This window comes from Pseudocolwellia sp. AS88 (assembly GCF_030551755.1).
Taxonomy (GTDB): Bacteria; Pseudomonadota; Gammaproteobacteria; order Enterobacterales; family Alteromonadaceae; genus Pseudocolwellia.
Map to the genome: position 1 here is coordinate 157919 of NZ_JAUPEC010000003.1, position 13371 is coordinate 171289.

Consider the following 13371-nt stretch of genomic DNA (forward strand, 5'->3'; position numbering starts at 1 on the left):
TAGTTGGGTTAACTATGTGTATATTTATGACTAAAGGTTATTGAAACACTTCTCGCCAAGATATTATTCTGTCATTTCCGCGGAACACACCAAATACGGCATTGGCTGAAGGATCGGTTGAAGTTCCATTTTCGTCCCAATCGAACTGTAACCAAGGGGTAAGGGATGTATCGTATATGACTTCTGTATTACCTTGATTATCTGCACCTGGTGCTCTCAAAATAAGTAGATTAGTTGAGCCATCATCTAGTGTTCCATCAGAGGTTCTTACTGAAGTCAAACTTGCATTGGTAACTTGTAAGTTAGCTGAATTGTAAGTTGTGCATCGGTCTGCAGTATTAAGAACAAATTGCGTACCATTCCAATATTGAGCCGATAAGGTAATGGGTAAGTCGCTTGTTTCTGGACCAAAGTTATCTGCTAAGGTTAAACGACCATAACGTATTTCTATAGGATCAGGTGAAAATGATAAAGGCAAGTCGGAGATTTGTGCTGTATCACTAGGAATTGCCGTAACCCCATCACTATCTCTTAATCTTTCAATAGTTATAGTGTAATCAGAGGTAAATTTGTCAATTAATGCATTGGTGTTTTGATCGTATGTATAACGATCATTTTCGCTGAAGCGATATTCAATTGAACCACCCACTACAATATTACTACCATCATTATTTGCTCTAATTCTTGTGAGCGTTCCATTATTATCTGGAGTTGGTGTGATAGTGACTTTAGCGAGACCATCAGCACCGTTTTGAATACTATCAGCCGTTGATAATGATCTTTCAATATCAGTTACTGAAAGCTTTTCTGATTCAGTATAGTTTTGGGTGGTTACATTATTAGCATTCTTTGCTGTAATGATCAGCTGTGGTGCCTGAACTGTGCCATTAGTATCAATTTTATAGCCAAAAGCTTGTCCAGTGTAGGTAAAGTAAGTCGCGCCTAAAGTGCAGGTGTTTTCAAAAGCACCTTGTCCATTTGAATCAAGAGCAACATCGAAGTGGTCAGGTATAAATGCGCCAATCTCAATTAAACCACTTGATGGAATATCAAAACCTGAAATCCCACCATAATTCAGGTCCTCTATATCTATACTGATAGTACCTACTTCAGAGTAACTGACATCATCTGATGTAGACGTTAATGTATTATCTACAAGCACAAATGGATTTAATATAAGTGCCTGAGGTGATGAAAGATCGACACTAGCGCCATTATATGTAAACACGCCATCAACACCGCCGGTGTAATAATCTGGACCAGTAGGAGATGCTGGAGAATTTGGCGTTAATCGTTCTACCGTTAAGTGTATGTCGTTTTGTTTGTAGTTTTCTGGAACGCCATTATTTGCGTTAAGAGGTGTTACTTTTAAACTAAAATTACTGCCTGCGATATGTGGGCTGTTGAAAGTAGCTTCTAGATCTAATGCATAAGGTTTTACCCAAAAGTTATTAGTTACGCCAACTAAGTTCACTCCATCTTGGTCATATTTAGCATGCAATCTGATTTCACCAGCATCGTTATAAACAGGCGAAGGAATTGTTGCTATACCATCACTACCAAAGTTTAAGGTGACGTCCTGATAGCCAGAACGAGGAATATTGGTACCATTAATAGTAAAGCTTAAGCCGCTCGTTGCTCCTGTTGTATTTTCTTGTTGGAAAGAAATATTAGTATTTTGATTAACAAATAAGTTTTCACAAACACCATTATTGTCTTTCACTGCTTGAATTTGAATAGAGTGATTAAAGTTAGACCCTGAGGTTTGATGCTCTATATCATCGACATTGTTATTGTTTAGGAATCTTAGTTCTGCATCACTAAATAAGATACTGCAAGGTGCTTCCGCAGTGCCGCCTATACATTGAAAGTTATTAATGGATGGGCTATTCACATCATTAATAATGGATAATTCAACAGGTGCTGGTGATGTATGATTAAAAGTAACCTCTGTACTTCCAGTAAAGGTGATTGTTGAAGTGATAGTATCTGCATCGCTCGATTCAACAATAAAGCTCAGAGTCTTGGGTTCTATATTAAGATCAGTACATTGTGCATCGTTACATGCTTTAATCGTTACCGTTTCAGCAGCACAAGTCAGACCTATGCCGTCATGTTCTATGCGATAATGATCAGGTGTTATACTAATATCACAAGGATGAAGTACATCCATGTCAGTAGCAATGGCAGATGAGTTCTGGGCTATACGATAAACACGTAATTCATCGATAGTACCTTGAAAGTAGCGATCTGAATAAAGGCTATTGGTGGCGTTGTTTAAATCAGCAGCAACATATATATCTTCATCTAAGTCAGTTAATACTCCGCTAACAGAAGCTGACGCAACGCTGGTTCCATTAATATAAATGTACTGTTCACCATCTTTGAAGGTAAGAGCAATATGAGTCCATTGATTTAAAGGTATCGCAGTTGAAGATGTTAATTGACTACCTAAATATTGCCATTGAATATTGCCGGCGCTATTTAAGTGAATAGCAAAGTCATCACCTTTAGTTAAAATAGTACTTAAATTAGTATTGTAAGCGGCAGGGTTAATCCATACCGATACAGTAAGTGCATTAAAATGATTTTGTGAAGCAGTATCTGTCGCAATAGCATATTGATCGTTTTCGTAGCCTGTATAAAAACAGGTACTTGTATCTGAACCTATCGCACCATCTTTTGCACGCGTCGTGTCATCAAAAATAGGTGTGTTTACGGGACTTAAATCGAATCCGTTACCTGTAGAATCTTCCCAGTTTTCTTCAAAATACCAGATACCAAGCAGCTCTTGATCAACAGTGAAGTTATCAACATTAAATACACGTTCGCCACTCGTAGAGTTGAAATATTGTCTGAATCTAAAGCGTACACTTTCACCTTTATAGGAATCCAGCGTGTTACTATAATTTTCATAAGTTGCAGTATTATCATTACTGGTAAAGGTTTTTAAATTTGTCCATGTAGAAGAACCCGCTTTTTGTATTTGAATATAAGCAGAACCATTGAACAAGTTTGCTACGTAATCAAAACTCACTTTAGGATTTACCGCATCAGCAGGAATAGGCACAAAACCATGCATAGTCGCATATTGGTTCCTGTGATACCGCTGGTCTTCAGCGTCAGGGTTATTATCTAAGAACCAATCACCACTTTCTGCGGTGCCTGTAACCGTATTTTGATCAGATATTTTCCAATCGTGTTCTGTATTCCAATGGTCGCGACCATTGCTTGTGGCTGTGCTTATTTCAGTATCGAAGTTATTAAAGTAAGGGAAAATATATTCTTCTTGAATAAGATCTCCTACTCTAAAGTTATCAATGACAAAAGTTCTTGGCCCACTGGTGCTATTCCAATATTGCCTAAATCTAAATGTAACTTCATCACCTTTATAGGAATCAAGATGCATCTCAAATTTGACATATTCGTCGTGGTTTTTGTCTTCAGTATAGGTAAACAGATTACTCCATGACGTTTCGCCTTTACGACGTATTTCTATGTAACTAGCATAATCAAAATTATCGGCTTTATACCAAAAGCTTACAGTGGGCACATTAGCATTACTTGGAATAGGAATATAATCAGCTAAAGTAATATAATGTTGTCGATGAACCTGTTGATCTTCAAATTCGGCATTGTTATCAATAAACCAACTACCTTCATATGGTACATAATTCGTATCGTGCGCAGTAGATATTCCCCAATCACCATCGGCTATAAATTGCTCTCGTTCTGCGAGCGACTCGAAAGTATTTTCGTATGGATAGCTCAAGGTTATACGGTCGTCGTCACCAATTCTAAAGTCATCAACAGTAAATACTCGGGCACCACTGTCGGCATACCAATACTGACGAATTCTTGCTCGGATCGATTTCCCTTGGTAGGCATCTAAGTCGTAATAAAACTTAGTGTAGCCATTATGACTATTTTGCTCAGTGAATGTCTGAATATTGGTCCAATTGTTAGAGCCTTTTTCTTGGATTTCAACGAGAATAGTTCCGTTATAAATATCGGCGTTGTACCAAAAGCTAAGTTGAGGGTTGTTAGCATCGTTGGTAATAGGCACGTAACCCAATAATGAGGCATAAAATAGCTTATAGCCGCTTTGGTCTTCATTATCTGCATTATTATCTAAGAAATTGCTACCATTTTTGGGTATATAAATACTGTCGTGTTCGGTTGAAATATTCCAATCGCCTTCTAGCGACCAATGATCTTGTCCATTAATACTTGGTGTTGAAGTTGGTGTTTCAAAATCATTAAAGTAAGGATACTGATAATCAGGTAGATCTATCTCACCTACTTTAAAATTGTCGACGCCAAAGGTACGTGGACCTGCAACATTATAATAATATTGTCTAAATCTGAAACGAACTTTTTCTCCGGCATAGTTAGTTAAAGCAAATTCTTCATGCACATATCCGTCGTGATTATATTTATCAGTATATGTGCGCAGATTACTCCAGTTATTTTCACCGAACTTTTGGATTTGAATATAAGGTTGCCCTTCAAAAGTATTTAACAAATAATCGAAGCTAACTGCAACGGCACTTGTATCATCGGGAAGCTGAATATAGCCTGATAATGTTGCAAAGTGTTCGCGATGATTTGCTTGATCGTCTGCACCAGCATTGCCATCTAAAAAGTAGCTACCTGATTGAGGATACCAATGAGTATCATGTTCAGTGTTCGCTGCCCAGTCACCTTGAGCTTGCCATTCGGCTTGTTCTTCTAAGGTTTCAAAACTATTTACATACGGATAAGATAATTCTTTAGTTAATTCACCGATAAAAAAGTTGTCAATGGTAAATACTCTAGGACCCGGTGTTGTATCCCAGTATTGTCTAAACCGAATGCGTATATTCTTTTCTGCATAAGCTCCCAAGAAATACTCAAATTTGGTATAAGGAGTATGGTCTTCAGTCTCATTAAATGTGTCGAGAGTTATCCAAGTATTAGAGCCTAATTCTTGAATTTCTACATAGGCTGTACCACCACCAATTTTGCTTGTGTAGTCAAAACTTAGCATAGGGTTTTCAGGGGCAGCAGGTAAGGTGACAAAGCCATTCATGGTGGCGTAATGGTTACGATGGCTAGCTTGGTCTTCATTATCAATATTGTTATCTAAAAAGAACTCTCCTGCCTGAGGAGCATAGATAGTGTCGTGTTCTTGCGATATTCCCCAATCGCCTATGTTGTCCCAATGGTCTTGGCCGTTAATTGTGGATGTGGATATTGGCGTTTCAAAATCATTAAAATATGGGTAGTCATAATTTGCTAAAGTTACTTGCTCAACTTTAAAGTTGTCGATAGCAAAAACGCGGGCACCATTACTTGAAAAATGATACTGACGGAACCTAAAACGAACTTGCTCTCCAGCATAAGCGGCTAAAGAAATTTCATCTCGAGTATATTGTGAGCGGTTAAACTCCTCAGGATAAATTTTTAGATAAGTCCAATTCGTTTGCCCAAGTTTCTGAATATAAATATAAAATTGGCCATCAAAAGTATCTAACAGGTAATCAAAACTAACGACAACATTACTGCTATCTTCAGGTAAGGGAATATATCCAGACATGGTAGCGAAATGCTCTCTATGATTACTTTGGTCTTCGTTCTCATAGTTATTGTCTAAAAATGAAGTGCCTGAACTTGGATACCAACGGCTGTCGTGAGCAGTTGATATATTCCAATCCCCATCAGGATACCATTGAGCTTGTTCTTCGGCTGTTTCAAAGTCATTAGCGTATGGAAAAGGCAGTGTTTCGGTAAGCTCACCGATAAATATATTATCGATTGGGAATACTCTAGGTCCATTTTCATCATTCCAGTATTGTCTGAAACGAAAGCGTACCTTTTTACCCGCATAGTTGCTTAAGTCATATTCATATTTGGTATGAGGTTTATGGTTAAATTCGTCGGTAAAGGTTTTTACGTTGATCCATGAAGAGGAGCCTTCTTCTTGTATATTTAAGTAAACTTGACCATTAAATATGTCACTTAAATAGTCAAAGCTTATCATTGGGTTTGCTGGTGCTTCAGGCAAAGTAACAAAGCCTTTCATCGTGGTGTAATGCTCATGATGATATTTTTGGTCTTTGTTTTCGAAATTGTTATCTAAAAAGTAGGCGCCACTTTCTGGTATATAAACCCCATCATGGGCTTGTGATATTCCCCAGTCACCTATGTGTGCCCACTGATCTTGACCATTAATATCGGCGGTTGAAATAGGTGTTTCAAAATCATTTAAATAAGGGTAAGCATACTCTTCAGTGGTGGTATATCTAATTTCAAAGTTATCAACAGCAAACACACGAGCACCATTAGTGCTATTGTAATATTGCCTAAATGCAAAACGAACTTTTTCACCAGCGTATGCCGATAGTGCTATTTCTTCTGTTGCATATTCTGAGCGATTAAACGTCTCATTGTATGTTTTGAGGTGTGTCCAATTAGCTTGTCCAAGTTTTTGTATATAAATGTAGCCTTGACCATCAAAAACATTCGTTAAATAGTCATAACTTACAACAACATTGCTGCTATCTGCGGGCAGTTGAACATAACCTGCCATAGTAGCGTAATGCTCTCGATGAAGGGCTTGATCTTCGTTATCAACATTATTGTCTAGAAATGAACTGCCGCTTGAAGGAAACCAGTTAGTATCGTGCTCCGTTGATATTCCCCAGTCTCCATCAGGATACCATTGAGCTTGCTCAGCTGCGGTTTCAAAACCATTGGCATAAGGAAAGGGGAGTTCGTCAGTGTGATCGCCGACAAAAATATTATCTATGGTGAATGTTCTAGGGCCTGTAGTACTGTACCAATATTGTCTAAAGCGAAAACGAACCTTTTTACCTAAGTAACTGGCTAGATTATGTTCGTACTTTGTATATGGTGTATGGTTGGAAAAGTTATATTCTTCTCTAAAATATTTTAATGTTGTCCAGTCAGTCGAACCATACTCTTGAATTTGTACATAGGTTAATCCATCAACAATATCCGAGATATAATCAAAACTTATCATTGGATTAACTGAAGTGTCTGGCAAAGTAATAAAACCATTCATCGTGGCGTAATGGTTACGATGATCTGCTTGGTCTTCATTATTGTAGTTGTTATCAAGGAAATAACTACCTTCACTTGGGAACCATTTAGTATCGTGAGCTTGAGAGCTATCCCAATCACCCTCGTAGTTGAAATGTGTTCTTAAATCAGCAGACTCAAACCCATTACTATAAGGATAAGCGTAATCGTCAGATTGAAAGTCACCAATACGTAAATCATCAATAACAAATAAACGGGCACCGCTACCAGAACCAAAATTCTGCATAAATCTAATTTGTACTGATTCGCCTTTATAGCTTTCTAAATTAATTTCTCGTTTGGTGTAGTTACTGTGGTTACTTGTATCTGTGTATGTTTCTAAGTAACTCCACGATGAACCATTTGTAGATATTTGCGTATAAACTTGTCCGGAGAATATGGCCGCTTTGTAGTAAAAGCTTAAAGTAGGTTGATCAGCCGTAAAAGGAATATAAACAGGCTTATTCAACCAAATATAGCGATTATAATGAAATTCTTGATCTACTTCTGATGGGTTGTTATCAAGATATTTTGAGCCTGAATTGGCTTGCCAAGCTCCATGACCTGAACTACCAATAGCCCAATCATCTTCTGGAGTCCACTCGGTGTTATCACCTTCAAAATCTGTTTCATATGGGTACGTTAAACAACAATCAGGGGAGTCTGCTGCTAATTCCGCAATTTCACTGGCAGTAAGTACACCCGAATAAAGCCTGAAATCATCAATCGAGCCATCTAAATAATCATTACTTCCGGTACGTGTTCCAATACTAAGGCGTTCTGAAGTGGTTACGGCTGTGAGTGTTTCAGAGCCGCTGTTGTCTAGCACTCCATCAATATAAACTTCCCAAGTATTGTTGGTTGCACTACTAACAACAGCGAAATGCACCCACTGGTTAGTCGTAGTGATGGCCGAACTAGTCCGAATACTGTTATTAGTGCCGCCTTTGTTGATATCCAGATACATAACATTGTTACTATCCCAACGAATTTCCCAAGCGTCATTAAAACCAAAAATACGCTGTCTAGTTGTAGGGACTGTTTGAATTTTAAGCCAGAAAGCTACTACGCCGTCGGCAGGAGGTACAAACGCTGGAGATTGAACACTAGTTTGATTAGCGCGCGTGAAGTTTAGGTAATTGTTTGGGCCGTTAGATACCCATGTTGGATTATTGAGTAAGGTACCATTTCTGTTATTACCACTAATGTCTGTAGTCTGCTGGCCAGAGCCTTCAGAGAAAGTGTAATGAAGCTGTAATGTATAGCAATTACTTGTATTAGGCGGAGAGCAAGCTTCTGCTCGTGCTTGACCACTATATAAGAAGGTGCTTATGAATACAAATAATTTCAACATCGTTAACTTAGCTTAATTCTCTTTTAGGGGAGTAGACCCAAATATAATAATGAAGTCTATGAAACTTATCATGTTTTTATAAAATATTATCATATCCTATTCTTTGGTTTTTAACACTATGTGACGTGCTGACGATTAGTTAAGTATAGTTTATGTTTAAGAATTGAACTGATTTTATCTAACTTTAGCTAGAGTGATTGCAATACAAGAGGTATTCTTCATAATTATGCCTTTGATTAGTATTATTAACTAATTTAAACATCAAAAAATATGGATATTGTAGTACATGGAGTTTAATTAAATTGAGATTACGTACATTTTTTTTCATTTGTTTTTATTTAATATGTAGCTCGGTATCAGCCAGTAATGTCTACAAATATAAAGATAGTAATGGTAATTGGGTGTTTAGCGATAAACCTCCAATTACTGATGTAAAAGTAGAAGAAACAAAATATAGCGATACTGTTGAAAAGCAGTCGCCTATCAAGATCTATCTATTAAATGATGAAGGCAAGCATGAGCTTTTAGTTGAAAATACACTTTATGCACCCGTAGAAATAGAAGTTACTTTTACACAAAGCAAAAAAATATCTCGCCATGTAATAAGTGGCAAATCAAAGGCTATTCTTTATTCAAATCTTAAGGTGATACCTCAATTTACCTATCGTTGGCTCATCGGTGATCCTGTCTCTAATACAGACAACTATTTATACAAGACTCCCTTTTTATCAGGCTTACCGAGAAAGATAACACAAGGGTTTAATGGAAAGTTTTCTCATAATAAACCACCAAATAACTATGCTGTAGATATTGCATTACCTGTTGGGACGTATATAACTGCAGCACGAAGTGGAACGGTTATTGATGTAAAAGATGATTATCATATGGGTGGTCAAACCGCTTACTTTTTAGATAAAGCTAACCGTGTGATGGTATTACATTCAGATGGGAGCTATGCTTTATATGGTCATATTTTACTTGGAACTGCGACAGTTAAAGTAGGGGATGAAGTGAAGGTGGGAGATACATTAGCAATGTCGGGTTCTTCTGGCTTTTCAACAGGACCTCATTTGCATTTTATTATTTACAAGAACTCAGGCTTTAAAACAGAGTCCATCCCTTTCAATTTTGAATCAAATGGTAAAGCAGTAACACCTAAACGTGGAGTAAACTTACAATCTTTGTAGTTTTACTTAACTTAACGAATTAGAGTAAACAGGTATTTATAGGCTTATAAAACGTTAGTTAGAGCAATACCAAGCCCAATAGTTTGTTGCGAGTGATTATAATCAATCAAGCTCTCGCCATAACCATTTGTGTACTGTAAGTAGCCACGTAACTTACCCCAAAGAGGGAAAGTTAATCCGAGTTCCATTCCACCATTATGGGTGACAAAGTTTTCACGGCCAATAAAAGTAAACTCGTACACATCCCATTTATAAACCGTAGCTAAATGAAAGTATCCCATAAAGTCACTAATATCTGGATTATCATCACCATCAGGATCTAAGAAAAACTCTTTATCGCTTTCTGGTAATCGCCACCAAGGTTTAAAAGAAAAAGTGAAGTTATCTTTTTCATATAAAAAATCCACGTAAGCTCTGTTCCAACTACGTGACAAGCCTTGAGTTCTACCATTTGATTGATGTTCTATACCTACAGCAAAACCAGTATTACCTTCGAAAAGTGTTAAATTTAGAGGTGCGTAGTAAAAAAGTTCAGGTTGGTAGTTAGTTTCTCTAAATGGCTTTGAAATACCATCTGAATAAACTTGCCACCATGACTGTAATGTAAAGCCAAAAAATATTCCGTCGTAAGGTGTAAATATACTTTTTTTGTTTAAAGGTACTTTGATACTAATTTGAAATTTAGCTTCGGTATTTGTTAGGTCTTCACTCCAATCATTATTACCCACATAAACCTCTCGGTTTACTTTATTGGTGTAATTTACAGGTAATATATAATTCATTTTATGAGGTGTAATAACATAAGGGTCAAACGCCGTGCGTTTTTCACTTATAATCCTTTTCGCTAAACGACCTTGTTGAGGTACCTTTTTGGGTGTTACTTCTTGTGAAGCAAGGGCAACGTCTTCAATAGCACAAGCTTCTTTTATTTCTTCATAGGTTAGTGCGATTTGAGAATTTTTAATGGTGTCTAAAATACATTGATCACCTGACTCATCCGCTTTTGTTAACAATGAAAAAGATAGTAATGCTAGCAAAGCTAAAACCTGTTGAGGGGATATTGCTACAGTAGCAGAGTTATATAATTGTATTATTGAATGAGGCATAGAATGTAGTGAAACATTTCTCAGTAGAACGATTGCCTCTATTGTAGTTGATGCTTAGCGACTATGAAAGTAACTAGCGCGACATTAAAACTCTAAATGTGGTTTGTACTTCTTTTTTATCTTCTCGACCATACTTGATTAGGATGTCGTCTTTTCCATCATTATTTATATCGTTGGTGATCAACATATCTCCTTGTTTCGGAAGTTGAGTTTTATGTTTGATTGCTCTTTTCGTGAAGAGGCGTTTATTGTTTGCGCCGAGATAAATTTTTAGGGTATCGTCGTCATCAGACAATAAAAGATCTTGAAGGTTATCTCCGTTAACATCTAGTAAGGTGGCAACTGGACTGCCGCTGGTACCTGAGCTTAAGCTAAAGTTTAATTCAACTTCTTTAGTCACCTTGTTATTTTTATTAAAATGAAAGTTTTCGTCCATGTAAAATAAATGCACATCTTGATCAATACTACCTGAGAGTAGAGCGCCAATAATTTGTGATAAACCAATATCAAATCCGGCCACCAGGATTTCATCTTTTTTATCATTATTAATATCAACAAACTGAATATCCGTTAGTGTACCTTCTGCTTTAATTGCGCTATCAGCCTCAGTTAAAAAACTTAATTGATTTTCTATGTTTCTTCCAAGATAAATTTCATAATCGTTGGTTTTACTTAATACACCCTCACTTTGTGTAAATCGCACCACCATATCCATGATGTTGTCGCCATTAATATCTTTAAGCTGTTCTATTTTTCGATAATGTAATTTACTTTGATCCGGCTTTTCTCCATTTTCGTCAAGGGTATACCACCAATCTAAACTCGTGATCATATCGTTAACTGTGAGGTAGTTGGGAATAGGACTAATACTGGAATTTTGTTGTTGAAGAAAATAGGTAAATTTACCTTCATTAATGTAAATCACATCAGGTAAACCATCAAAATTCACATCTTCAAAATAGGGTGGTATGTGAAAATATTCCATTGTTTGCGATGTAAATAACGATTCTACTTTTATTGGCAAAGTTGATGTTGTAAATCCGTGCTCTGATTGTATTAATACATGAGCATTATTGAAATCTGCTAAATAAATATCGTCATAATTATCGTTATTTAAATCGGTAAGGAAGTCACCCTTAGTCAGGTATTGTTTGTTATCGCCCATCGCAATGGATGAAATACTTTGTACTTTTTTAAAAGATGACTGAGTGTTGATGAGTTGACTATTTAAGATGAAGACATTGTTGCTAGACAAAAAATATAGATTTTGTAGCGGATCTAATTGTGATGGTGAGGAAATGTCAAAACGATAGAAATCTCTAGGTAAAAAGGTTTTATAAGCTTGGCTATACTCACCTTGTTGATCCTTTGCGTAAATTAACAAGCATGGCTTACCTGCTTCGTCTAAAGCAAAAGTAAGTAATTCTTTCCCTGGATTTTCTAGTAAATTTACAGGGAATATAGGATGAGTTAATACATAAGGCGTAACTATTTCCGATTCATCAAAATAGCTGTCTTTACTTTGACTTGAAACACTAAATATTAATGGAAAGAATAAAAATAGACTTTTAATCATTGTTAAAGGTGAAACGGATTTATTGCTTAATAACATAATATCTTATTTAACCTAAAGTTGGGGGAGGCCTAATTTTACTAACACATTAAACGTAGAAAGAAATGCCATACAAAGGGTTTTTCTCTTTAAAACACTTTTTATAACATATTAACAAGTGAGTTTGATGCAGGAAGATGTAATAAGTTGCAAATAAGAAACAAAAAAGCATTCGTGTTAACGAATGCTTTGTCAGTTAAGTGTTATTGGGGCTGTAATAATTTTTATAACATAAAATAATTTAAGGATTATTAGTAAAAAACTTTATTAAGATTTTTTACGTTTATTTACAAATGCTAAGCCAATCATAGACATAAATAAAAGTATTGAATTTGGTTCTGGCACTGTTGCTTGTATTTGAGCCGCACCATAAATGTATTGAGCTATTTCAATGTCGTCGCTCGTTAACCCTGTGATAGGACCATTATAACGAGCGTCCATAACAGCGCTGCCCACGTCTGAGTGTTCAATACCTATGGCATGACCAATCTCATGAAGAGCAACAGAAAAAATATCGATATAGCCACCAATACTCCACCTATCACCCGTGTCAAAGTGTATGTCTCCTCCTGTATTTCCTATCGGATAATATGCGTGTGCTAGTTCCCCATTGGTACCATCAAAGTAATGACCTGCAAGGCGGATGTCTGCACTTGGAACGCCACCAAAGGGCTCTCCACCATCAGCAACCATATTAAAAGAAATATCAGCAATGTCTGACCACATACTAAAAGCACGCGCTATTTCGTCAACATATCCATCAGGCATAAAGCTTGATAACGCTGTTGTGCGACAACCTGCTGGCTCGAATTCTCCATAACATGATATGTCGTCAGCCATTAAACTCCATGTAACTTCACCGCCGGATGTTCCTATTGTTGAATCTCCCCATTTAGCACCTGAAAATATACCCGCTTGACTTGAAAAAGTTAGAAATAGAGCAGTGGCTACAGAAAGAAATTTAATAAATGTTATATAGTTTTTCATAATAGTTATTCTTGATTTTATTTGTTCTATTAAGCTTAGGCT

At 36.6% G+C, this 13371-nt stretch carries 5 protein-coding genes; 1 reads left to right on the forward strand and 4 read right to left on the reverse strand.

Annotated elements, in window-relative coordinates:
- Positions 1–37: 37 nt before the first annotated feature.
- Positions 38–8437: a LamG domain-containing protein gene (locus Q5N69_RS03590; protein ID WP_304367483.1), complete on the reverse strand. Its 8400-nt coding sequence runs from the start codon at positions 8435–8437 to the stop codon at positions 38–40.
- A 302-nt stretch (positions 8438–8739) separates the two neighbouring features.
- Here Q5N69_RS03590 and Q5N69_RS03595 point away from each other — a divergent pair, with 302 nt between their 5' ends.
- Complete coding sequence (locus tag Q5N69_RS03595; RefSeq protein ID WP_304367484.1) at positions 8740–9624, forward strand: M23 family metallopeptidase; 885 nt, start codon at positions 8740–8742, stop codon at positions 9622–9624.
- A gap of 44 nt (positions 9625–9668) precedes the next feature.
- Here Q5N69_RS03595 and Q5N69_RS03600 read toward each other — a convergent pair whose 3' ends face one another.
- From Q5N69_RS03600 to Q5N69_RS03610, 3 genes are all read right to left on the reverse strand, one after another.
- Positions 9669–10661, reverse strand: coding sequence for a phospholipase A (locus Q5N69_RS03600; RefSeq protein ID WP_304367485.1), 993 nt, complete (start codon positions 10659–10661; stop codon positions 9669–9671).
- Between the two features lie 142 nt (positions 10662–10803).
- A complete protein-coding gene (locus Q5N69_RS03605; protein WP_304367486.1) occupies positions 10804–12342 on the reverse strand; it encodes a VCBS repeat-containing protein in 1539 nt (512 codons plus the stop codon).
- A 267-nt stretch (positions 12343–12609) separates the two neighbouring features.
- On the reverse strand, positions 12610–13329 hold the full coding sequence (locus tag Q5N69_RS03610) for a matrixin family metalloprotease (RefSeq protein WP_304367487.1): 720 nt from the start codon (positions 13327–13329) through the stop codon (positions 12610–12612).
- Between the last annotated feature and the right edge of the window lie 42 nt (positions 13330–13371).

What these genes read in the sequence shown, in the direction of transcription:
- Q5N69_RS03610 (WP_304367487.1), bottom strand. Translation starts at nt 13,329, where the DNA reads ATGAAAAACTATATAACATTTATTAAATTTCTTTCTGTAGCCACTGCT.
- Q5N69_RS03590 (WP_304367483.1), bottom strand. Translation starts at nt 8,437, where the DNA reads ATGTTGAAATTATTTGTATTCATAAGCACCTTCTTATATAGTGGTCAA.
- Q5N69_RS03605 (WP_304367486.1), bottom strand. Translation starts at nt 12,342, where the DNA reads ATGTTATTAAGCAATAAATCCGTTTCACCTTTAACAATGATTAAAAGT.